Raw genomic sequence first — 20,840 nt, 5'->3', positions numbered from 1 at the left:
GCAGGCCCGAAACCGGGCGTTCGGTCGTCTAGTCCCGCGGCCAGTCCGGCTTCCGCTTCTCGACGAAAGCGCGCATCCCCTCGACCATCTCCGGGTTCATCATGGACCGCTTGAACAGGTTGTGGTCGTGGCGTCGGAGCGGGTCGTTCAGATCCGCCTTGATCATCGAGCGTGCCTGGGGCGCCGTGAGGCGGATCTGCTCGAGCATCTCCTCGAGGGCGTCCTCGAAGTCGTCGTCGGGGACGACCTTTCCGAGGAGGCCCATCGACTCGGCCTCGCGCGCCTCGACGAGGGCCGCCGTGAACATCATGTACTTGGCCTTGCCGAGACCGACGAAGTCGGCGAGGCGCGCGCTCATGTAGGGATCGGGGATGCCGCGGAGGAGCTCGGGGCCGCGGAAGACGGCGGACTCCATCGCGAGCGAGACGTCGCTGTGCATGAGCAGGTTGAGTCCGCCGGCATGGCAGGCGCCGTTCACCGCGGCCACGACGATCTTCCGGCAGAGCTCCATGTGGCGGAAGGGGAAGTTGACGGTCGGATCCCGTTCGGTCAGGGCCGCGCTCTCCTCCTGGTGGCCCGACATGTCACCCCCGGCGCAGAACCAGCCGTCGGTTCCGCGGAGGCAGACCGCGTCGATCTCCGGATCGCCGTCGGCGAGGATCGTCGCGTCCCGGACCCCGCGATACATGTCGAGGGTCATGGCGTTGCGGCGCTCCGGGCGCGCGATCCGCACGTGGAGGATGCGGTCGTCGAGGCGCCCTTCGAGGAAGGGCGTGCCGAGGTCGATCTGGCTCATGGGGCGGAATCCTGTGGCGTGCGGCTAGTCGAGGGCGATGAAGAGGCAGCGGCGGGGCTTGCCGTCGACGGCGATGCTGCGGTGGCCGCGGCCGGTGGTGTCCTCGGCCAGCAGGATCTCCCCCGCGCCGATCCGGCGGCGGGTGCCGTCGCCGACCTCGATGTCGACGGCGGCGTCGAGGTTCACGACGTATTGCCGTCGCGGTGCGGTGTGGAAGTCGAAGTCGTAGTCCGCGTCGACCTCGCGAAACATGAGTCCGCTGACCGGGACGATCTCGGAGATCCGCCCGAGGTCGCCGAAGTCCCGGAGCGGGACTTCGACGTCCTCGAAGTGCGATTCCCCGTCGTCGCCGGTGTAGATCCGGGTCACGTGCATCGCGACGGCTCGCGGCGACGGCCTACGAGGCGCTGACCGCGGTCGGGCGGACCAGGCGGCCCGGACGCGCGCCGGTGTCCCGGTCGTTCTCGCGGGTCTTCACGCCGTTCACGAACGTCGCGAGGTAGCCGTGCGCCTTCTGGAGGATGCGCTGGCCGCCGGCGGGCAGGTCCGCGTGGACCTCGAGCTCGCCGAGGGCGAGGTGGTCGAGGTCGATCAGGTTGAGGTCGGCGCGCTTGCCGATCTCGAGCGAGCCTCGGTCCGTGAAGCCGTAGAGGTCGGCGTTGGTCTTCGTCTGCTTCTGGACGATCCACTCGATCGGCAGCTTCTCGCCGCGCTTGCGATCGCGGACCCAGTGGATCAGCTGGTACGTCGGCGCGACGCCGTCGAAGATCAGGTTCACGTGGGCGCCCGCGTCGGACAGGCCGGTGACCGTGTGCGGGTCCGTCAGCATCTCACGGATCGCCTCGTGGTCGAAGGCCAGGTAGTTGGCCCCCATCAGGATGGCGAAGGCCTTGCCGTCTTCCTCGAGGAGGTAGTCGTAGACGAACTCTTCGATCGAGACCCCCGCGGCCGCCGCCTGCGCCCCGAAGATCGTCGTCGGGTCGGGCTCGTAGTCCGCCGGCATCGTCACCGGAAAGAGCGCGGCCGCGACGCGACCGAGCATCGTCGTCATGTTCGCCATCGAGCCGGCCTGGCCGTCCGAGGGCTTCACGTCCTCCTCGGAGAGGATCGCCTGCTTGACCTCGGGCTTCCTCATCTCGGCGACGCGCTCCGCGAGCGGCAGGTCGGCGATCGCGGCGTAGGACGGTCGGCGCTGGAACATGTGGTAGGTCTGGAGGCCGGTCACGAACCCGATCGGGCGGGAGGAGACCTGGGGGCGGAGGTTCGAGCCCTGCTCGTTCTCCTTCGCGCAGACCTCGAGGTAGTCGCGCCAGGTGTCCGGATAGTCGACGTTCTGGACCGTCGTGAAGGTCACGGGGCGGCCGACCTTGCCGATCGCCCGGATCATCTCGAGCTCTTCCTGCAGCGTCTTGTGCTCGCCGCCGATGCTCTCGAGGAGGCCGACCGTGCCCGCCGGGATCAGCTCGAAGACGCCGGAGCCCGCTCGCTCCATCGCTTCCGCGACGGCGATCAGCTCGTCGGTCTCGGCGAAGGTGCCGGGGACCGGATCGCCGGCGATCGAGCGGTGGCCGATCGTGCGCGACGTGGAGAAGCCGACCGCGCCTTCGCGCATGGCTTCCTCGACGAGGCCGCTCATCTCCTCGAGGTCCGCAGCGGTCGGATCCTCGTTGTCCCGACCGCGCTTGCCCATCACGTAGTTGCGCAGGGCACCGTGGGCGAGCTGTGCGCCGACGTCGAGGGCGTACTCGCGACCGTCGAGGAAGCGCATGTAGTCGGGGAAGCTCTCCCACGCGCCCCAGGGCATGCCTTCGTGGAGGGCGGTGCCGGGGATGTCCTCGACGCCTTCCATCAGCTCGATCAGCTCGTTCTCGCCGCCGGGGCGGACCGGCGCGAATCCGACGCCGCAGTTGCCCATGACGATCGTGGTCACGCCGTGGGACGCGGAGGGGTCGACCTGGTCGTCCCAGGTGACCTGCCCGTCGTAGTGGGTGTGGACGTCGACCCAGCCGGGCGTCGCGAGCGCACCCTGGGCGTCGAGGACCTCGCGCGCGTCTTCGTCGACCGCGCCGATGGCGACGATCTTGCCGTCGCGGATGCCGATGTCGCCGTCGTAGGCGGGGGCGCCGGTGCCGTCGACGATGCGGGCGTTCGTGATCTTGGTATCGAGCATGGGGCCTCCGGAGGGTGGGTGCTGGATGGGAAAGCGGGCTCGGGGCGCGGCAGGGGTCCTGGGCGCGGATCGAGGCTCACCCACCCCGATCCCGTCGTCAACGGACGCAGGTTCCGTGCAGCTTCGGCGCGGCTCTCGCGGCGTCGGTGGTGGATCGTGGAGGGCGCCGTCGGGTCACCGGCTCCCGCGCGGGCGTCCCGCGAGCAGCAGGCCGATCCCGCCCGCGACGACCGCGATCACGCCCCCGTAGACCGTCGCGGACCACACGCCCGCTTCGTCCGCGATCCAGCCGGTGACCGGTCCGCCGATCGGCGTCGAGCCCATCAGGATCACCGAGGTGAGCGCCATGAGTCGCGCGCGCATCGATGCGTCGAATCGCTGCTGCAGGATCACGCCCGCGGAGGAGATGAGCGCGGTCATCGCCATGCCCATCGGGACGGCGAGCAGGAAGACCATCTCGGTCCGCGTCGCGAACGCGATGGCGCTCATGAAGGCGCCGAGGGCGATCGTCGGGACGTAGAACCAGCCGAGGGGCACGACGACGAGGCGCGCCACGAGGAGCGCGCCGAGGACGTTGCCGATCCCCATGCACGAGAGGACCCAGCCGAAGGTCTGCTCCGACGCAAGGAGCTGGTCTCGAACCACGAGGGGCAGGTAGACCAGGTGGTTGAAGGCGAAGGTCGCGACCAGCGCGAAGACCACGAGCAGCGTCCGCATCGCGGAATCGGACCACACCGCCCGCAAGCCCTCGCGAATCGGGTGGGGCGACCGGGAAGGGGCGGGCATTCGATGCAGCCGGCTCCGGTCGATCCGGAGCAGGCCTCCGATCATGGCGAGGAACGAGACGCCGTTGCCCAGGAAGACCCAGGCCGTTCCGATCTCGGCGGCGACGAAGGCGGCGATCGACGGGCCGAAGATCCGTGCACCGGTCATCACGGACGTGCTCAGCGAGAGGACGTTCGCGAGCCGCTCCGGGGGCACCAGCTCCGTCGCGAAGGCACGTCGCGCCGGAATGTCGAAGGCCGAGAGCGTCCCGTAGACGGCCGTCATCACGCAGACGAGGGGAATCGTGGCGAGACCGGCGAGGTCGAGCAGACCCAGGGCGAAGGCCTGGATCGCCATGCCGATCTGGGTGAGCAGGGTCATCCGGTGGCGATCGCGGCGGTCGGCGATCGAGCCCGCCTGGAGCCCGAGGAGGAGCACGGGGAGGAACTGGGCGGCGACGGCGAGGCCGATCTCGAGCCCTTCGCCCCCGAGTCGGGTCACGAGGAGGACGACCGCCGTCGTCTGGGCCCAGGTGCCGATGTTGGAGAGGCCGAGGCCCGTGAAGAAGATCCGGACGTTGCGCTCCGAGAGCGAGGCGAACACGCGGGAACGTTCGGGGCGGGCCATGCGCGGCGCATTCTCGCATCGCCCACGGCGCCGCGCGACTTCGACCGCCTGCCGGTCGCGCTAGCCTCGCCGGTCGAACCCGAGGAGAGACCCATGGAGACCGAGACGCTGGAGACGATCGAGATCACCCACGACGGAGGCGTCGACTGGCTGACGCTGAATCGTCCCGGCTCGCTCAACGCGATCAACGGACAGATGGCGACCGAGCTGCGCGACTACTTCTGGGGCCTCCAGGAGGAGACGTCGACGCGGATCGTCGTGATGCGCGGATCCGGTTCGAGCTTCTGCGCCGGGCTCGATCTGCGCTCCGGTGGGAATCCCGTGGACAGCGCGGGGCGGGAGCCGCGCGGGCGGGGCTTCGGCTTCCAGGGCTTTCTCGCGGACGTCTACGTCCTCATGCGTCGCTGCCCGCAGCCGATCATCAGTCTGGTCCAGGGCAACGCCTGCGGTGGTGGGTTCGCCTTCGTCCTGGCTTCGGACGTCCGGATCGCGGCGGAGAACGCGCGCATGAACGCGGCCTTCATCAAGATCGGCCTCTCCGCCTGCGACATGGGCACGAGCTACTTCCTGCCGCGGCTGGTGGGGACGTCGCTCGCGTCGGAGCTGATGCTCACGGGGCGCTTCCTCCACGCGGACCGTGCCCTCGCGCGCGGCCTCGTCTCGGAGGTCGTGCCGGAGGACGAGCTCGAGGGGGCGGCGAAGCCCTACCTCGAGGAGATGCTCGCGACGACGCCGCAGGGCCTGCGCCTCACGAAGGAAGGGCTGAACATGGCGATCGACGCACAGAGTCTCGAGTCCGCGATGGCGATCGAGAACCGCAATCAGCTGATGTGTGCGCGGACGAAGGACTTCCAGGAGGGCATGTCGGCCTTCCTGGAGAAGCGGCCGCCGGTCTACGAGGACCGCTAGCCGTTTCGGAGATTCCGGTCGAAGAGGGCGTGGAGCCGAGCCCAGTGGCGCTCGGCGGCGGCCTTGTCGAAGGCGCCCGTTCGCGTCGGGAACGCGAAGCCGTGATGGGTGCCCGGGTACCACTCGACGCGGCCTCGAGCACCCGACTCCGAGAGCGCCGACTCGACGCGCTCGATCATCTCCCGCGGCGCGTATTCGTCGGTCTCGGCCGCGGCCACGTAGAGCTCGCCCTTCGCGTCGCCGAAGCCCCGGTGAGGCGAGTCGTCCTCGTCGACGGCCAGGCGGACACCGTAGATGGACGCCGCGCACTTCACCTGCTCGGGATGGGCTGAAGCGACGACGAGCGAGAAGGGCCCGCTCATGCAGTAGCCCACGCAGCCGATCCGGGAGGCGTCCGCCTCCGGCGCGCCGCCGACGTAGTCGAGCATGGCCTTCGTGTCGTCGACGACCATCGCATTCGACAGCTTGGCCATCAGCCCGAACATCTCGTCCCGATTCGAGCCCGTCTCGAAGTCCAGCTCGAAGCGGTCCCTCCAGCGGTAGTAGAGGTTCGGCAGGACGACGTAGTAGCCGGTCGTCGCGATTCGGCGCGCCATGTCGTGGAGCTCTTCCCGCTTTCCGGGCGCGTCCATGTAGAAGAAGACGACGGGGAAGGGCCCGCCTTCGTCCGGGCGGGTCGTGAAGGTGCTCATGGTCCCGTCGCTCGTCTGGAGCGGGATCTCGGCTTCGATCATGTTCGGGTCTCCTGTCGCCTGAGGGAGGCGCGCTCGCTTCGGATCGGGCGGGCCGGGGTGGGTGGAAGGGGGCGGGCGGTGCTGCGGTGACCGCCTCAGAAGATCGAGTAGCCGCCGTCGATGCAGAGCGTGTCGCCCGTGTGGAAGTCGGAGGCGCGGGAGGCGAGATAGACCGCGATGCCCTCGAAATCCGCCGTCGTGCCCCAGCGCCTCGCGGGCGTCCTCTGGACGACGGTCTCGCGCAGCTTGTCGTTGTCGCGCATGGGCTGGGTCGCATCGGTCTCGATCCAGCCGGGCTGAAGATTGTTCACCTGGATGTCGTAGCGGGCGAACTCGATCGCGAGGGAGCGCACGATTCCACCGAGGGCGGCCTTCGCCGCGGCGTAGCCGGGCATCCTGGCGGCACCGAAGCGTTCGGTGATCGACGAGACGGTCACGAGCTTGCCGCCGCCCCCGCGCTCCTTCATGTGTTTCGCGACCTCCTGGAGCGTGAAGAAGGTGCCGTCGACGTTCATGTCGAGGATTCGCGCGAAGCGCTCCGGGCTCACCTTCAGCGGGTCGTAGCCGTCGCCGGCGCCGGCGTTGGCGAAGCAGGCGTCGATCCGCCCCAGCGCTTCGAGGGTCCGTCGGCACGCGTCGGTGATCGACTCGGGCTCGGTGATGTCGCAGGGGAGTCCGATCACGCGGGTGCCGAACGCGGCGAGTTCCTCCGCGGCGCGCGCGTTGTCGCCTTCGGTGCGGGCCCAGATCGCGACGTCGGCGCCGGCGCGCGCGAGGCCGCGCGCGAAGCCCAGGCCAATGCCCTTGTTGCCGCCGGTCACGACGGCGACGCGACCCGTCAGATCGAAGGGGTTCGGGGCTCCACTCATTCGCTCCCGTCTCCTTCGCGATCGCGACCCCGGAAATCCCCGAAGGCGCGGTCCCGCTCCTCGAGGGCCTCGTTCAGGTCCTCGGTGATCTTGCGCAGGTATTCCTTCGCCGACTCCTGGTGGAAGCCGAGGGTCTGGATCTCCGTGCCGGCGCGGATCGCGGCGCGCATGCCCATGATCTCCATCGCCCGGTGGACGGAGCGCTCGTTCAGCTGCTGCAGATCCGTCGGGATCTTCGCGATTCGTTCCGCGATCGCGAGGACCTCCTCTTCGAGGTCGTCGTCGGGGAAGCAGCGATTCGCGTCGGCGCGATGCAGCGCGTCGAAGAGCTCGCCGCGAAGCGGGTTCGAGAGCGCGTTGTGCTTCTTCGGCCGGTTCAGGGTGAGGCGGCGCACGAAGGGCCGCGGGTCGTCCTCGAGGACGAGGGGCGCAGAGTCGTCGGACATCGGGACCTCGCTGGTGGGCGGGCGGAGAGCCTACGGGCGGCGGCGAGTGAGAGAACCCGGAGATCCCTCGCTCAATCGGCCGGCGTGTAGACGGCGGCGAGCCGGGCAGCCTGATCTGCGAGCACGGCGGCGTCGCCCTGCCTCTTGCCGTGGACGCCGAAGGGCTCGCCCTCCATCCGCGGGATCAGGTGCATGTGGTAGTGGAAGACGGTCTGCCCCGCGGCGGCGCCGTTCAGCTGCATGACCGCGATTCCGTCCGGGGCGAAGACGTGTTTCAGCGCCTCGCCCAGCGAGACGGAAGCGCGGATGATCGCGTCGAGATCTCCCGGCTCGACCTCGAAGAGGTTCTCTCCATGTCGTTTCGGGACGATCAGCGTATGCCCCTCGTGGGCGGGGAAGAGATCCATGAAGACCAGGATCCGCTCGTCCTCGTAGACGCGGTGGGCGGTCGCGCGGCCGGCGATGATCGCGCAGAAGATGCAGTCGGCGTTGCTCTCGGTCTCGCTCATCCAGGACTCCTCGGGGTCGAGCCTAGAAGAGCGCCCGCGCTGGCGCCGCCGCTTTGCGAGCGGACTCCGCCGCACGTAACGTGGCCGGTCCGCAAACGAGGAGATCGCGCATGAGTTCGCAGGTCGGGAACGCCCCCACGCCGGAAGAAATCAAGGCCTTCTCACTGAACGTCTGGGGATACAAGAAGGGCGAGGTCGTCTCGCTCATGATCTTCATCGGCGACCAGCTCGGGCTCTACCGCGCCCTGGACGGTGCCGGGCCGATGTCGGCCCCGGAGCTGGCCGAGAAGACGGATCTCCAGGAGCGCTGGCTCCTCGAGTGGCTCCGGGGGCAGGCTGCGGCGGGACTGCTCGACTACCACGAGCCCGATCGGTTCGAGCTCACGCCGACCGGCTCGCTGGTGCTGGCGAACGAGGCCGACAGCCTGGTCTTCGCGGCCGGCGCGTTCGGCGCGCCCATGGGGCCGGAGATCGCCGAGCGCCTCGTCGATGCCTTCCGGACCGGCATCGGCCTGTCCTACGAGGACCTCGGGCCCAACGCGGCCCATCGGACCGAACGCATGCTCGGGCCGTGGACGCGCCAGGCGCTCGTGCCGCGGATCCTGCCCGCCCTCGACGGCGTCGTCCCGAAGCTCGAGGCCGGCGCAAAGGCGGCGGACGTGGGCTGCGGTTCCGGCGTCGCGCTCCTCGCGATGGCGGCGGCCTTCCCGGCCTCCGAGTTCCACGGCTACGACCCGTCCTCGATCGCCATCGAGCGGACCCGCGCGAAGGCGAAGGAAGCGGGGCTCGAGAACGTCCACCTCCACGTCGCGGGTGGCGAATCGCTGCCTTCCGACGAGCGCTTCGACTTCCTGCTCACATTCGACTGTCTGCACGACATGACCCGGCCCGCCGAGGTGATCGCGTCGATCCGTCGCGCGCTGCGTCCCGACGGCACCTGGCTCATCAAGGACATCCGGAGTCAGCCGCGCTTCGAAGACAACCTCGGGCACCCGATGCTCGCGATGTTCTATGGCTTCTCGGTCTCGGCCTGTATGTCGTCGGCGCTCTCCGAGCCGGGGGGCGCCGGACTCGGGACCCTCGGCTTCAATCCGGAGGTCGCGGAGCGCATGGTCCGCGAGGCCGGATTCGAGCACTTCCGGATGCACGACTTCGAAGACCCGACGAACCTCTACTACGAGGTCCGGCCCTAGCCCTGCCACGTGCCTGCGCGTGCTACCAGCCGTCGACGTGCATCACGTCCTTCGCGGCGGGGCGGGTGGCGCGCTTGAACGATTCGCCGGTGTAGTAGCCGACCGGGATCAGCACGCCCTGGGAGACGTGATCGGGGAGCCCCAGAGCTTCGGCCATGGGCTCGACGTAGCCGTCGAGATGGATCGTCGTCCAGCAGCTGCCGAGTCCGCGGGCCCGGGCGGCGAGCATGAAGGACCAGGCGCCGGGAAGGATCGAGCCCCACGCGCCGACCTGCATGCCTGGAGAGAGCTTCTCGATCGGCGCGTTCGCGCAGACGAGCACGAGGACGGGATAATCCTCGAAGTGGTCCGTCTGCCAGCGCGCGAGATCGAATCCGCCGGCCGCATCGCGCTCGGGGTCGGCTCGGGCGTGCTGGTCGAGGTAGGGGTGGTGGGCAGCGCGGTAGACGTCCCCGACCGCCTTCTTCTTCTCCGGACTCTGTACGACCACGAAATGTGGGACCGCGACGCCGACCTCGGCGCTCGCCTTCGCGCCGGTTCCGGACGGCGCCTGGAGCGCGACGTCGATGCACTCCTCGATCAACGGGAGCGGGACTTCGCGTTCGAAGTCGATCCGCTTGCGAACTCCGCGCGTGGTCGTGAGGAGCTCGTCGGCGTTCGCGAGGTCGATCATGCGTTCTCCCTGGTCTCGATCATCTGGTCGAGGGTGACGGAAGGGGCGACGTTCAGATCGTCGTCGAGGAGCTCGTACGTCCGCCAGTCGGTCGTATGGTGGCCGTAGAAGATGAGTGCACCTTCGTCTCCGTCACGCTCCACATAGGGACGGACGTCGCCGGTCGTGAGATGGTGCTCCCCGCCACGGCGGACCTTCTGGCCCGTCTCGCCGGCCGGGAGGAGATCCGTGAGATGCTGCTCGCCATCGAGAACGAGGCCGGACGGACTAGAGGCCCTGCAGCGTCGCGTAGCGATCCCGATGGAAGGCCTGGTTGCCGTAGGTCGCCTCGGCGGCACGAGCGCGCTTCAGGTAGAGGCCGGCGTCGAATTCGTCGGTCATGCCGATGCCGCCGTGGATCTGGATCAGCTCGTTCGACATGTGGTGGAGGAAGTCGCCGGCCTTCGCCTTCGCGAGGGAGCAGAGGACGGCGGTGTTGTCGGCGTCCTCGTCGATCGCGGTCAGCGCGGCCTCGACGCAGGAGCGCGCCATTTCCATTTCGGTGAAGAGGGTCGCGGCGCGGTGGCCGAGGGCCTGGAAGGAGCCGATCACCTGACCGAACTGCACGCGGTTCTTCAGGTAGTCGAGGGTCATGTCGAAGGACTGGGCCGCCGTGCCGAGCATCTCCGCCGAGAGCGCCGCGCGCGCCCGGTCGAGGATCCGGTCGAGGACCTCGGCCGCGCCTCCGACTTCCCCCATCACGGCGTCTGCGCCGACGCGAACGCCCGTGAAGGTGACGTTGGCGTAGCCGCGGCTGTCCGCCGTAGAGAGCCGCGAACGATCGATGCCCGCCGTGTCCCCGTCGACCAGGAAGAGGGTCAGCCCCTCGGCGTCCCCGGCGCTTCCGCTCGAGCGCGCCGCGACGACGAAGGCGTCCGCGGCGAGCCCTTCGAGGACGTGCGCCTTGCGACCCTCGAGTACGAAGCCATCGCCGTCCGCCGTGGCCGAGAGCTTGGTCTGGAGCGGCGCGTGGCGCGGGCCCTCGTCGACCGCGAGCGTCACGATCGCCGAGCCGTCCGCGATCCGCGGGAGCCAGGCCGCCTGCTGGGCGTCGCTACCCGCGAGGGCGAGCGCCGAGGCGCCCACGATCCCGGAAGCGAGGAGGGGGGAAGCCGTCAGCTGTCGACCGAGCTCTTCGAGGACGACGCCGGCCGTCAGGTGGCCCATCGCCACACCGCCGTGTTCCTCGGAGACGAGGATGCCGGCCCAGCCCATCTCGCTGATGCTCTTCCAGGTCCCGCGGTCGAAGCCTTCCTCGGTCCGCGCGTCGCGCATCTCTCGAAACTTGGAGACGGGCGCTTCTTCGTTCGCCCAGGACTTCGCCTGTTCCTTGAGGAGTTCCTGCTCTTCGGTCAATGCCGCCATGATTTCGTTCTCTCGCTTGCGGGGGAGGGGGAGGGGAGGGGGAGATGTAGGTGTAGGGAGATGCGGAGGTGAGAAGGAGGAGGGCTCGCCCGAGGTGTGCGCTCAGCCCTTCTGGGTCGTCTCGGGCAGGCCGAGGATGTTCTTCGCGATGATGTTGTTCTGGATTTCGAAGGAGCCGCCGTAGATCGACATCGCCTTCGCCGAGAGCCAACCGCGGACGGCGGCGAGCTCGTGATCCTGGAAGTCGTGACCTTCCCATCCGAGGCCCTGGTGACCGAGGATCTCGAGGGTCAGCTCGTCCTTTTCCTGGGAGACCGCCGAGGCGGCGTTCTTCAGGATGGAGGCCGCGGCGCTCACCTTGTGGTTGCCCTTGGCCTCGGCGATCACGCGCTGGGTCGTGAGCCGCTGGGCCTGCGCCTTCATCAGGTGGTCGGCGATCCGTGCGCGCAGATCCGGGTCGGCGAGCTTGCCGTCGTCGTCGGCGCCGACGTACTTGAGCGCGAGATCCTGGAGGGTGACCTTGGCCGCTGCACCGCCCGACGCGCGCGCGCCGGTCTGGCTCTGGCGCTCGTGCTGGAGGAGGCGCTTGCCGACCGTCCAGCCGCCGTTCAGCTCGCCGAGGACCTCGTCCTTGTCGGCCTTCGCATCATTGAAGAAGGTCTCGCAGAAAGGCGAGGATCCGCCGATCAGCTCGATGGGCCGCGTCTCGATCCCGGGCTGGTCCATGTCGAGGATCAGGAAGCTGATGCCGTCGCGCTTCGGCGCGTCGAAGTCCGTTCGCACGAGGCAGCCGATCCACTGGGCATGGTCCGCGCCGGAGGTCCAGGTCTTCTGACCGTTGACCAGCCAGTGGTCGCCCTTGTCCTCGGCCTTGCACTGGAGCGACGCGAGGTCGGATCCGGCGTTGGGCTCGGAGTAGCCGAGTGCCCAGAAGACGTCGCCGCGGCAGATCGGCGGGATGTGCTTCTGCTTCTGCGCCTCCGTTCCGTACTCGAGGATCGTCGGACCGACCATCGTGATGCCCATGCCGGCCATCACCGGGAGGGGGTTGAAGGCGCCGATCTTGCGCATCTCCTGGTCGATGATCTGGGCCTGCTTCTGAGAGAGGCCGCCACCACCGTACTCCGCCGGCCAGGTCGGCGTGCCCCAGCCCTTCTCGCCTAGGGCGACGCGCCACTTCTCGAGATCCGGGTCCCGGGAGACGCTCTCCATGCCGACGAGCTCGGCGCCGCGGCCGGAGATGGCGCTCGGGAAGTTGTCGGCGAGCCAGGCTCGCGCCTCTTCGCGGAAGGATTCGAGGTTCGCGTCGTCGGACATGGGATGCTTCCTGTCTGAGTGGGACGAGGTCGCCGCGCCAGAAGCACGGGCTTCGTTCGGATCGATGACGGGGGACCTTCTGCCGGCCGGATGGCCCACAGGCGGAGGCCGAGCATAGGTCATCGATCAGGGGTGGGTAGAACCGCGCGTTCTCCCGCGCGTGCGCGGAGACCGGTCAGAACGACCGGCTCTCGCCGACGTCGAGGACCCAGGCATCGGCTTCGCGCTCGCCCTGGCGGGCCCGCGCGCGGAAGCGCCTCGGGGGCTCGTCCGAGTCCTCGTCCGAGAGATCGAAGGTCCCGAAGTGGACACCGAGCGCCGCCTCTGCGCGTACGTCGAGGGCGGCCTGCCATGCCTCCTCCGGATTCATGTGCGACAGCGCCATCATCTCACGCGGTTCGTAGGCGCCGATCGGGAGCGCCGCGAGATCGAAGGGGCCGAGGGCTTCGCCGATTTCACGGAAGCCGTCGAAGTAGCCCGTGTCGCCCCCGAAGTAGAAGCGGCGCGTGGGACCCGTGACGGCCCAGGACGACCAGAGCGCGCGATCGTCGTCGATGAGACTGCGCTTGCTCCAGTGCTGGACCGGCAGGCAGTGGACGTCGACCGTGCCCACGCGGGTCGTCTCCGTCCAGTCGAGCTCGATCACCCGGGCGATCCCTGAATCGCGGAGGAGCTCGCCGTTGCCCAGGGGCACGATGAACTGCGTGAGCGGGTCCCGCTCGGCGAGGGCGACGAGCGACGCGAGGTCGAGGTGGTCGTAGTGGTTGTGCGAGACGACCACGAAGTCGATCGGCGGCAGCGCCTCCATCGCGACCCCGGGCGGCGCGAGGCGAGGCGGTCCGGCGAAGGAGACCGGGCTCGCGGTCTCGGACCAGGTCGGGTCGGTCAGGAATCGGACGCCGTCCATCTCGACCAGGACGGTTGCGTGCCCGATCCAGGTGACCCGGGGGCCGTCGTTCGGTCCGCGGAAGAAGGCGCCGTCGACGGGCGCGTGGACCGGCGCTCCTTCGCGCACGTCGAAGGACGCGCGGATCCGCCGGAGCATGAAGGGGAAGCGCACGCCCAGCGTGCCGTGCCCGATCGGGCCGACCGGGTTCTCGAAGCGACCGTTCTCGAGGCGCGGGGCCGGGGCGAGCCAGCGGGTCTCGCCTCCGCCCTCGGCGACGGCGAGCACGCTGACCAGCACGGAGAGGAGGACGATCGCAAGGATCGCTCGGCGGGAGATGCGCATGGAGTCCCCTTCGGCGGGCGCGTTGGGGGGACGGGTCGGTTCAGCCGGCAGCCTCGGCCGTGACCCGGGCGATCGACGGGCGCTCGCCCAGTCGCTTGAGCAGATCCGTCACCCGCGGCTGGTCCTCGAGGAGGTTCATGCCGCAGACCGCCGTCGCCAGGGAGTTGGCGAGCGGGTAGCAGTAGTGGACGTAGAGATCCGCGATCGTGAACTCGGCGCCGAGGGCGAAGGGGGCCGCGACGAGGAGCCGGTCGACCGCCTTCACGCCCTTGGCGAGGTCCGCGCGGACCTGATCCTTCGTTTCGTCGCTCACGGGCTGCTTGAAGAGCAGCTCCGGGAGACACCGTCGCGCCACCAGCTCGACGTCGAGCTTGAGGTGACAGCAGAGCTCCATCGCCTTGGCCGCCTCGAAGGGGTCGGCGGGCAGCAGCGCCGGCTCGGGCGCCACGTTCTCCAGGTAGTGGAAGATCGCCAGGGACTCCGAGAGGAATCGACCGTCCACCTCGATCGAAGGCATCTTGCCCATCGGCGAGCGCGCCAGGTAGTCCTCCTTCTGGGACGGCGGTGCCTTGACCTCCTCGAAGTCGAGCCCCTTCTCGATCAGCAGGGCCTTCGTCAGGCTGTAGTAGTTGCTCATGCGCAGGCCGTAGAGCTTGATCATCGCGGTTCTCCTCGGGGCGGGACGCAGCGGGCGACCTCGACGGTCGGAGAGTCGCACATCCTCGACGGCCCGCGTCGACCCGGGGTTCGCCACGCTCTCCCCTCAGTCCGGGCGCCCCCGACCGACCCTCTCGAAGCCCTCCGGGCGCGCCCCTCAGCTCGATCTCGACACGCGCGGTCGACAGGCTACGGTGCCGCTGCCGCGCGAATTCGCGTGCCGGCCCACTCGCGACCCCACCCATCCGGGGGGTACGCCCCGGAGCCTCCCATTGTCGGACTCGACCACCCACGACCCCTACATCCTGATCACCTCGGACACCCACGCCGGCGGATCCCACGCCCAGTATCGCGAGTACCTCGATCCCGAGTACCGAGCGGCCTTCGACGACTGGCGCGGGGGATACAAGAACCCGGGCGAGGAGCACTACGGCTCCAAGAAGAAGCGCAATTGGGACTTCGACATCCGCAACACCGACCAGGACGGCCAGGGCGTCGTCGGTGAGGTCGTGTTCCCGAATACCGTGCCGCCTTTCTACCGGAAGAGCATCGTGACGGCGGGGCCGCCGAAGCCCGAGGAGTACGAACGCTGCCTCGCCGGCGTCCGTGCCCACAATCGCTGGCTGGCGGATTTCTGCGCCGAGGATCCGGTTCGACGCGCGGGGATCGGGGTGATCCTGCCCAACGATCTCGACGAGGCGGTCAAGGACATCGAGTGGATCGCGAAGGCCGGACTGCGCGGCGGCGTGCTCCTTCCGCTGATTCCGCCGGACGCCCATTGGCTCACGCCGCTCTACGACCGCGCGTGGGACCGCGTCTTCGCCGCGATCCAGGATCACGGTCTCGTGATCAACCAGCACTCGGGGCAGGGCGCGCCGGACTTCGGTGAGGGGGCCCTCGCCGACGCTCTCTGGATCTCGGAGGTGTCGTTCTACTGCCGCGCGGGCTACCGCCATCTCCTGATGAGCGGCGTCTACGAGCGCTTCCCGAAGCTCAAGTACATCCTGACCGAGTCGGGCTGCTCCTGGGCCCCCGAAATGCTCGCCCAGCTCGACCGCATCCACATGGGCGTGAAGGCCGGCGCGATCGGCGAGATGATGTACGACGACGAGGAGTGGGGCCTGAAGCGCCTCCCGAGCGAGTACGCCCGCGAGCACTGCTACTACGGGGCGAGCTTCCCGAGCAAGCAGGAGCTCGAGGGCATCGATCTCGTCGGCGTGGATAAGGTCTGCTGGGGGAACGACTACCCCCACTACGAGGGAACGTTCCCGTACAACCTCGAGTCGCTGCGGCTCACCTTCTCGGACGTGTCCGAGTCGGACCGCCGAAAGATCTTCGGGGAGAACGCGGCGGCGCTCTACGACTTCGACCTCGATGCGCTTCGCGTGCGAGCCAAGGAACACGGTCCGACGCCCGAGCAGGTGAACACGCCGCTTCCGGCCGAAGACATTCCGCGGGATTCGCAGTGCTACCTGTTCCGGGGCGCGCTCGCCGAGCTCGAGGCCCAGGCCTCCGCCTGAGCGCGCGCTCGCCGGACGAGGCCGAGAGACGCATGCGCGCCCCTTCCGAGGAGTCGCTCCGGCGGGCCGAGGAATCGGTCCAGCGCATCTATCTGGCGGCCCACGACTTCGACGACCCGCCGCCGCCCTTTCGGACGGGCGCGGCGGGTCTCGTACGTCTGGATGCCGAAGGCGAGTTCGAGCTCGAGGAGCGCGTCCGGATCTCGGCGAACTCCCTGCACGCGATGGTCGGTCACGGCGTCGTCGACCGGCTGAACGCGCTCGGGCTCGAGGGGACGCTCGGGAGCGGGGCGCCGGTCCTCTTCCGCCCCGCGCTGATCGAGGACGCACGCAGCGTCCTGTACGCGGCCGATCGACAGACCTACGGCGCGCAACACGAGTTCGTCGTCGGCCGGGAAGGCGACGCGCCGCCGACCGAGTACCGCGTCGCCGTCCACAATCGCGAGTACCAGGTGACCCTCGTGCGCCTCGTCGACGTGTTCCAGCGCGCCAGTCGGCACGGCGAAGCGGTCTGGATCACGCTCTAGCGGGGGATCACGCCTCGCGGTCCGGGTCGACGGCGGCCATGCGAGCGGCCACTTCGTGCGCCCGCGGCCCTGGCTGCGCCGCGAGCGCTCGCCGAACGGAGGCCCGGTCCGCGGGCGAGCGGTTCTGGCTGAGTTTCGACTTGGCTTCGAGCCGATCGATCTCGAAAGCGAAGCCGATGATTCCACGCAGGAGTCCTCGGACGCGGTCTTCGCCCATCTTCGCCATCGTCCACGGCACCTTGTCGAGGCGTCGCTCCTGGTCATGGGAGAGGTCCCCGAGGAGCCGAAGGAGCTCGTCGTCGTCGAGCGGTGTCGCCCGGCCGCGCGCGATCACGAGCTCGTAGTTCCAGGTCGGGGGGAGCCTCGTGTCGACGTACCAGTCGGGAGAGATGTAGGTCTCGGGGCCCTGGAAGACCAGGCTCGCCTCGCTTCGCTCGGCGAGTCGCGCGCTCTGCGGGTTCGCCCGGGCGAGGTGGAAACGGAGCCGTCCGAGCGCGCCCCGGTCGCGATCGAGAAGAACGGGGACGGGACTGAAGCGTGGCGTGCCCTCTTCGACGGATACGAGCAGGCACAACGGGTGCCTCTCGATCAGATCCTGCGCGGTCGCCGAATCGGCGCTTTGGAAGTGCTCGGGAACGTAGAGGGACATGGGATCTCCGGAGCGCTTCAGTCGGCGCTCGTCATGTGGCGCACGTCGTGGACCGAGAACGCGGCGATCGTCGGAAGGAGGACGGTCGCGACGCAGAGCCAGAGGGTCGCGCGCGCCCCGAGCTCCTCGAAGAGGACGCCGGCCACGACGATGCCGATCGGCGCGAGGGCGATCGAGCCCAGGTGATCGTACGCGCTCACCCGGGAGAGCATGTCTTCCGGGATCTTCTTCTGGAGCGTGGTGTACCAGAGGACCGCGAAGAGGTTGCCCGTCGCGCCTTCGACGAAGGCCGCCGCGGCGATCACGGGGACCGGAAGGGGAACCGAGAGCGCCGCCGGGATCAGTACGAAGGTGAACGTCAGCAGGGTGGCCGTTCGCATCGGGTGCTTCGGCTGGATGCGGAGGCTGAGGAGTCCACCCACGAGCGTGCCGAGCCCGAAGACGGCGGCGATCGTGCCCCAGTCCGTCGAGCCTCGGAGGGTCTCGCGGGCGACCGCGGGCCCCATCAAGCCGAACACGCTCTCGTGGACGGCCACGATCAGCGAGAACTGCGCGACGATCACCCAGAGCCAGGTGTGCGAGAAGAACTCGCGCGCTCCGGCGCGCAGATCCTCGATCATCGAAGCGCTCTCGGGTGTGCGCTGCACCCGCGGGCGCAGCGTCGCGATCAGCAGCGCCGAGAAGCCGAACGAGAGGCCATCGATCGCGAGGGTCCAGCCGGCGCCGACGGTCGCGACCAGCACGCCGCCGACGGCCGCGCCGATCGCGAGGGCGCTGTTGCGGGCCATGCCGAGGAGCGCGTTGACCGCCTGGAGCTCCTCGCGCGCGGCGATCTGGACGATCAGTCCTGCCGAGGCCGGCGCGTTGAACGCCATCGCCGTGCCGTTCACGAGCATGAGCCCCGTCAGCAGCGGGATCGACGCGGTCCCCGAGAGCAGGAGCGCTGCGATCGCGAGCTGCGCGGCCATGGCGAGGCTCTCCGCCAGGACGATCACCCGCTTGCGCGACGTCCGATCCGCGATCGCGCCGCCCACGAGGAGGACGGCGACGCCCGCCGCGGTCGGCGCCGCCACGACGATCCCGGTCTCGCGGGTCGATCCCGTCATCTCGAGCAGGCCGAACGCCAGCGCGATCGGCGCCATTGCCGTCCCCGTGTAGGTCACGAGGTAGGCGACGAAGAGACGCGCGACGTCCCGCTGGCGGAGCACGCTGATTCCGCTGACGAATCCGGGGTCGGCCAAGGGGGTGGTCCTCGGAGCGGGCGCCGCCATCGAATAGCACAGGCGCCTCGAAATCCGACGGACGACGACGCTAGGCGTCCTCCAGGGCCTCGCGCACGCGGTCGAGGACCGCGTCGACCCGCGCCGCCTCCTCGATCCAGGGAAGCGAAGCATTCGTGCGCATCGCGGCCTGGATCTCGGCGCTCTCGCCGGTGAAGTCGAGGAAGTGTCGGACGGAGTCGTAGCCGTAGCCCTGGTAGCGGGCGGAGCCGGTGAGCGGGTCATGGACCCGGGAGAAGAACCAGGGGTTCGGGACGTGCACGCCCTGGTCGCTCCAGCGCTCGCTCCCGCGCCGCGCCTGGTCGAGAAAATGGCGCCCGCCGTCGCAGGCGACCTCGACGATCTGCAGGCTCTTGGTCGGGCTGCCGAGCGGGTTGCACCAGCCGACCTCGAACTGGGCGCTGAGCGGGCGATCGCGCCATCGGCCGTCGAAGCGCGCGAGCACGGTGTCGAAGGCCTGACCGCCGTGCTGCGCGTGGACCGGGCCGCGCAGCCCGTGGGCCTCGACGTGCTCGATCTCGAGGCCGGGCATCACGTAGAAGAGCTGATCGACGTAGTGACAACCGATGTAGGTGAAGACGTCGGTTCCGCCGGCCCAGGTGAAGCCGTCGAGGGGGAGGTCGCGGGGCTGGGAGTAGCGCACGCTGACGAGACGCGGCGCGCCGAGCTCTTCGCGATCGAGGGCGTCGCGCAGCCCTCGATTCGAGACGTCGAAGCGCTTGTGGTAGTCGACCCAGACCGGGACGTCCGCGACCCGCGCCGCCTCGACGAGAGCCGCGGAGGCGGGGCCTTCGCCGGTGAGCGGCTTCACGATCCAGGTGGGGGTTCGTGCCGCGATCCCCAGCTCTACGTAGGCGGCGTGCGCGTCGTCCGGGACGCAGACGAAGAGGGCCCGTGCGCCCGCGACGTGGTCTGCGAGCGCGTCGTCGCCGGCGGACAGGAATCGCAGGGTCGGGAGTCGGGGCAGCTCGGCCTCGATCGCCTTCCACTCCCGCTCGAAGCGCTCGCGGCCCGTCGTCGAACGGTGCACGACGGTCAGCGTCCACGGCCGTTCCGGTTGGTCCCCACACCACTGCGCGATGCTTCGCGCCAGTACGCCCGGGCCCCAGGCGTCGCGCGTGACGAACGCGCCGGTTCCGACGAGGACGACCTCTCGCGATCCGCTCATCTTTCGGCTTCCTCGAGGACGTCGAGTTCGAGTGCGCGGGCGAAGTCCCGGGTGATCTCGAGCGCGCGCGCGTCGGCCTGCTCCCGGGTCTCGCCGGTGCAGATGACGTAGCCGAGGCGTTCGCGGTGGCTCTCGATCCGCGGGAGGATCCCGGACGCGAAGCGCGCGTCGTCGATCGACCAGTCGCTCACCCAGGGGCGCGCGACGAGCTGGCGGAGCAGGGGCCATCGCCGCACGCGACCGGGGGCGTCGTGGAGGAAGAAGCGCTGGGACACGCCGACCTCGTGCGTCGGCGTGAACCAGTCCCGCGAGAACGCGTCGCCCATCGCCAGCTCGATCAAGGGATAGAGGATGTTCACGCCGGTGCCGAGGGGAACGACGGTGTCGGCGAAGCGGCCTCCGCTGGTCCGCGCGGCCATCTCGAGGACGAAGACGCCTCCTTCCGGATCGATCAGCAGGTCGCCCTTGAGCACGCCGTCCGGGATCCCGAGCACGTCGAAGGCACGCTCGATCAGCGCCTCGATCCCGGTGCGAAGCGCTGCGGGCAGGCGGTAGGGGAGGGAGTGTCCGTCCTCGATGAAGGCGGGGGCGTAGTGCGCCGTCGTGTCGTAGTGGCGGAGAGCGATGGCGTGGTGCCGGATCTTTCCGCCGGCGCGCACGCTCTCCGTCGACAATTCGAGGCCTTCGAGTCGCTGCTCGCAGACGAAGCGAGGGCAGGCGAAGCGGGTGCGGCGCGCGTGGTAGGCGGCCACGCCGGCTTCGTCGTCGATCCGTTCGACCCCGCGCGCGCCGGCCTGGTCCGTCGGCTTCAGGACACAGGGGAAGCCGATCTCGCGGGCCGCTTCCTGCCATGCGCCGACCGGCGCTTCGCGGTCGAGGACGCGAAAGCCCGGGGTGCGGAGGCCTGCTTCGGCGAAGCGGGCGATCCGTCGCTCCTTGGCGGTGGCGGTGAGGGCCGCGTCGACGGAGATCCCGGGCAGGTCGAAGGCGTCGGCCACGGTCGCGGCTTCGACCGCGAGCTCCGCGGCGTGGACGAAGACGCCGTCGGGCGCGACCAGCTCGGCGTGTCCGAGAAGCTCGGTCGGGTTCTTGAGGTCCACGCGCCGGAAGGCATCGGCGTGCGCGCGGCCCACGGCGTTCGGGTCGTTGTCGAACGCGACGGTGCGATAGCCGAGCTCGCGCGCGATCCGCAGGGCTTCGATCTGCTCCGCGCCGCAGCCGAGCAGGAGCAGGGTGCGGCCCGTGTGGGACGGTTCGGGGACGGACGTCATCCCTTCCTGGATCGGCAGCGGGGACGCGGGGATAAGGGATAACCTCGCGGAATCCCGCAGGCTCCTGAAATTCCGGACTCGACCGGACGGGTGCCTCGGGCGAAACCCCGAGTGGGCGGACGGGA

Annotated in this window: 22 protein-coding genes; 4 read left to right on the top strand and 18 right to left on the bottom strand. The window is 69.5% G+C overall.

Annotated elements, in window-relative coordinates:
• Positions 1 to 28: 28 nt before the first annotated feature.
• From NXI30_23305 to NXI30_23290, 4 genes are all read right to left on the bottom strand, one after another.
• The gene (locus NXI30_23305; GenBank protein ID MCR9097161.1) at positions 29 to 796 is read right to left on the bottom strand and encodes an enoyl-CoA hydratase/isomerase family protein; all 768 of its coding nucleotides are present in this window, start codon (positions 794 to 796) and stop codon (positions 29 to 31) included.
• Positions 797 to 820: 24 nt separating this feature from the next.
• A complete protein-coding gene (locus NXI30_23300) occupies positions 821 to 1,171 on the bottom strand; it encodes a hypothetical protein (GenBank protein MCR9097160.1) in 351 nt (116 codons plus the stop codon).
• A 22-nt stretch (positions 1,172 to 1,193) separates the two neighbouring features.
• Positions 1,194 to 2,966, bottom strand: coding sequence for an amidohydrolase family protein (locus tag NXI30_23295; protein MCR9097159.1), 1,773 nt, complete (start codon positions 2,964 to 2,966; stop codon positions 1,194 to 1,196).
• A 174-nt stretch (positions 2,967 to 3,140) separates the two neighbouring features.
• Complete coding sequence (locus NXI30_23290; protein ID MCR9097158.1) at positions 3,141 to 4,358, bottom strand: MFS transporter; 1,218 nt, start codon at positions 4,356 to 4,358, stop codon at positions 3,141 to 3,143.
• 93 nt (positions 4,359 to 4,451) lie between these two features.
• Between NXI30_23290 and NXI30_23285 the strand changes: the two genes are divergently transcribed.
• The gene (locus NXI30_23285; GenBank protein ID MCR9097157.1) at positions 4,452 to 5,267 is read left to right on the top strand and encodes an enoyl-CoA hydratase/isomerase family protein; all 816 of its coding nucleotides are present in this window, start codon (positions 4,452 to 4,454) and stop codon (positions 5,265 to 5,267) included.
• Here the strand turns inward: NXI30_23285 and NXI30_23280 are convergent.
• From NXI30_23280 to NXI30_23265, 4 genes are all read right to left on the bottom strand, one after another.
• Positions 5,264 to 6,001: a dienelactone hydrolase family protein gene (locus NXI30_23280; protein MCR9097156.1), complete on the bottom strand. Its 738-nt coding sequence runs from the start codon at positions 5,999 to 6,001 to the stop codon at positions 5,264 to 5,266. The genes NXI30_23285 and NXI30_23280 overlap by 4 nt on opposite strands.
• Positions 6,002 to 6,096: 95 nt before the next feature.
• Positions 6,097 to 6,870 (bottom strand): SDR family oxidoreductase, encoded by a 774-nt coding sequence (locus NXI30_23275; protein MCR9097155.1) that lies wholly within the window; start codon positions 6,868 to 6,870, stop codon positions 6,097 to 6,099.
• Positions 6,867 to 7,316 carry a hypothetical protein gene (locus tag NXI30_23270; protein MCR9097154.1) on the bottom strand — a complete coding sequence of 150 codons (450 nt, stop codon included), beginning with the start codon at positions 7,314 to 7,316 and terminating at the stop codon, positions 6,867 to 6,869. Before NXI30_23270 ends, NXI30_23275 begins: the two co-directional genes overlap by 4 nt.
• A gap of 71 nt (positions 7,317 to 7,387) precedes the next feature.
• Positions 7,388 to 7,825: an HIT family protein gene (locus NXI30_23265; GenBank protein ID MCR9097153.1), complete on the bottom strand. Its 438-nt coding sequence runs from the start codon at positions 7,823 to 7,825 to the stop codon at positions 7,388 to 7,390.
• A 110-nt stretch (positions 7,826 to 7,935) separates the two neighbouring features.
• Here NXI30_23265 and NXI30_23260 point away from each other — a divergent pair, with 110 nt between their 5' ends.
• Positions 7,936 to 9,018 carry a methyltransferase domain-containing protein gene (locus NXI30_23260; protein ID MCR9097152.1) on the top strand — a complete coding sequence of 361 codons (1,083 nt, stop codon included), beginning with the start codon at positions 7,936 to 7,938 and terminating at the stop codon, positions 9,016 to 9,018.
• Between the two features lie 22 nt (positions 9,019 to 9,040).
• On the opposite strand, the gene NXI30_23255 is transcribed toward NXI30_23260, so the two are convergent.
• The 6 genes from NXI30_23255 to NXI30_23230 form a co-directional block, all read right to left on the bottom strand.
• A complete protein-coding gene (locus NXI30_23255) occupies positions 9,041 to 9,691 on the bottom strand; it encodes a nitroreductase family protein (protein MCR9097151.1) in 651 nt (216 codons plus the stop codon).
• Positions 9,688 to 9,834 (bottom strand): hypothetical protein, encoded by a 147-nt coding sequence (locus tag NXI30_23250; GenBank protein ID MCR9097150.1) that lies wholly within the window; start codon positions 9,832 to 9,834, stop codon positions 9,688 to 9,690. Before NXI30_23250 ends, NXI30_23255 begins: the two co-directional genes overlap by 4 nt.
• Positions 9,835 to 9,958: 124 nt before the next feature.
• Complete coding sequence (locus NXI30_23245) at positions 9,959 to 11,095, bottom strand: acyl-CoA dehydrogenase (protein MCR9097149.1); 1,137 nt, start codon at positions 11,093 to 11,095, stop codon at positions 9,959 to 9,961.
• A 102-nt stretch (positions 11,096 to 11,197) separates the two neighbouring features.
• Positions 11,198 to 12,412, bottom strand: a complete 1,215-nt coding sequence (locus NXI30_23240) for an acyl-CoA dehydrogenase family protein (GenBank protein MCR9097148.1) — start codon at positions 12,410 to 12,412, stop codon at positions 11,198 to 11,200.
• A 175-nt stretch (positions 12,413 to 12,587) separates the two neighbouring features.
• Positions 12,588 to 13,643, bottom strand: a complete 1,056-nt coding sequence (locus NXI30_23235; GenBank protein ID MCR9097147.1) for an MBL fold metallo-hydrolase — start codon at positions 13,641 to 13,643, stop codon at positions 12,588 to 12,590.
• A 40-nt stretch (positions 13,644 to 13,683) separates the two neighbouring features.
• Positions 13,684 to 14,304 carry a glutathione S-transferase family protein gene (locus NXI30_23230; protein MCR9097146.1) on the bottom strand — a complete coding sequence of 207 codons (621 nt, stop codon included), beginning with the start codon at positions 14,302 to 14,304 and terminating at the stop codon, positions 13,684 to 13,686.
• Between the two features lie 268 nt (positions 14,305 to 14,572).
• Between NXI30_23230 and NXI30_23225 the strand changes: the two genes are divergently transcribed.
• Both NXI30_23225 and NXI30_23220 read left to right on the top strand, forming a co-directional pair.
• A complete protein-coding gene (locus NXI30_23225; protein MCR9097145.1) occupies positions 14,573 to 15,820 on the top strand; it encodes an amidohydrolase in 1,248 nt (415 codons plus the stop codon).
• A gap of 32 nt (positions 15,821 to 15,852) precedes the next feature.
• Positions 15,853 to 16,347, top strand: a complete 495-nt coding sequence (locus NXI30_23220; GenBank protein ID MCR9097144.1) for a hypothetical protein — start codon at positions 15,853 to 15,855, stop codon at positions 16,345 to 16,347.
• Between the two features lie 7 nt (positions 16,348 to 16,354).
• Here the strand turns inward: NXI30_23220 and NXI30_23215 are convergent, their stop codons facing one another.
• The 4 genes from NXI30_23215 to NXI30_23200 form a co-directional block, all read right to left on the bottom strand.
• A complete protein-coding gene (locus NXI30_23215) occupies positions 16,355 to 16,996 on the bottom strand; it encodes an FMN-binding negative transcriptional regulator (GenBank protein MCR9097143.1) in 642 nt (213 codons plus the stop codon).
• A gap of 17 nt (positions 16,997 to 17,013) precedes the next feature.
• Entirely contained in the window at positions 17,014 to 18,237 is a 1,224-nt protein-coding gene (locus tag NXI30_23210) for an MFS transporter (GenBank protein MCR9097142.1), read from the bottom strand.
• Between the two features lie 70 nt (positions 18,238 to 18,307).
• Positions 18,308 to 19,444 carry a hypothetical protein gene (locus tag NXI30_23205; GenBank protein MCR9097141.1) on the bottom strand — a complete coding sequence of 379 codons (1,137 nt, stop codon included), beginning with the start codon at positions 19,442 to 19,444 and terminating at the stop codon, positions 18,308 to 18,310.
• Positions 19,441 to 20,715 carry a hypothetical protein gene (locus tag NXI30_23200; protein MCR9097140.1) on the bottom strand — a complete coding sequence of 425 codons (1,275 nt, stop codon included), beginning with the start codon at positions 20,713 to 20,715 and terminating at the stop codon, positions 19,441 to 19,443. The genes NXI30_23205 and NXI30_23200 overlap by 4 nt, the downstream gene beginning before the upstream one ends.
• Positions 20,716 to 20,840: the final 125 nt, after the last annotated feature.

It is taken from the genome of bacterium (assembly GCA_024742285.1).
GTDB lineage: Bacteria > Myxococcota_A > UBA9160 > UBA9160 > UBA4427 > UBA4427.
Note: the sequence above shows the minus strand (reverse complement) of the source record. Positions and strands in the feature narration are given on the sequence as shown.

Bases quoted from the DNA above. Each gene is read 5' to 3' on its own strand.
- NXI30_23270 (MCR9097154.1), bottom strand. From the start codon at position 7,316: ATGTCCGACGACTCTGCGCCCCTCGTCCTCGAGGACGACCCGCGGCCC.
- NXI30_23285 (MCR9097157.1), top strand. From the start codon at position 4,452: ATGGAGACCGAGACGCTGGAGACGATCGAGATCACCCACGACGGAGGC.
- NXI30_23240 (MCR9097148.1), bottom strand. From the start codon at position 12,412: ATGTCCGACGACGCGAACCTCGAATCCTTCCGCGAAGAGGCGCGAGCC.
- NXI30_23265 (MCR9097153.1), bottom strand. From the start codon at position 7,825: ATGAGCGAGACCGAGAGCAACGCCGACTGCATCTTCTGCGCGATCATC.
- NXI30_23200 (MCR9097140.1), bottom strand. From the start codon at position 20,715: ATGACGTCCGTCCCCGAACCGTCCCACACGGGCCGCACCCTGCTCCTG.
- NXI30_23230 (MCR9097146.1), bottom strand. From the start codon at position 14,304: ATGATCAAGCTCTACGGCCTGCGCATGAGCAACTACTACAGCCTGACG.
- NXI30_23235 (MCR9097147.1), bottom strand. From the start codon at position 13,643: ATGCGCATCTCCCGCCGAGCGATCCTTGCGATCGTCCTCCTCTCCGTG.
- NXI30_23290 (MCR9097158.1), bottom strand. From the start codon at position 4,358: ATGGCCCGCCCCGAACGTTCCCGCGTGTTCGCCTCGCTCTCGGAGCGC.
- NXI30_23295 (MCR9097159.1), bottom strand. From the start codon at position 2,966: ATGCTCGATACCAAGATCACGAACGCCCGCATCGTCGACGGCACCGGC.
- NXI30_23280 (MCR9097156.1), bottom strand. From the start codon at position 6,001: ATGATCGAAGCCGAGATCCCGCTCCAGACGAGCGACGGGACCATGAGC.
- NXI30_23205 (MCR9097141.1), bottom strand. From the start codon at position 19,444: ATGAGCGGATCGCGAGAGGTCGTCCTCGTCGGAACCGGCGCGTTCGTC.
- NXI30_23245 (MCR9097149.1), bottom strand. From the start codon at position 11,095: ATGGCGGCATTGACCGAAGAGCAGGAACTCCTCAAGGAACAGGCGAAG.
- NXI30_23300 (MCR9097160.1), bottom strand. From the start codon at position 1,171: ATGCACGTGACCCGGATCTACACCGGCGACGACGGGGAATCGCACTTC.
- NXI30_23220 (MCR9097144.1), top strand. From the start codon at position 15,853: ATGCGCGCCCCTTCCGAGGAGTCGCTCCGGCGGGCCGAGGAATCGGTC.
- NXI30_23275 (MCR9097155.1), bottom strand. From the start codon at position 6,870: ATGAGTGGAGCCCCGAACCCCTTCGATCTGACGGGTCGCGTCGCCGTC.
- NXI30_23260 (MCR9097152.1), top strand. From the start codon at position 7,936: ATGAGTTCGCAGGTCGGGAACGCCCCCACGCCGGAAGAAATCAAGGCC.
- NXI30_23255 (MCR9097151.1), bottom strand. From the start codon at position 9,691: ATGATCGACCTCGCGAACGCCGACGAGCTCCTCACGACCACGCGCGGA.
- NXI30_23305 (MCR9097161.1), bottom strand. From the start codon at position 796: ATGAGCCAGATCGACCTCGGCACGCCCTTCCTCGAAGGGCGCCTCGAC.
- NXI30_23215 (MCR9097143.1), bottom strand. From the start codon at position 16,996: ATGTCCCTCTACGTTCCCGAGCACTTCCAAAGCGCCGATTCGGCGACC.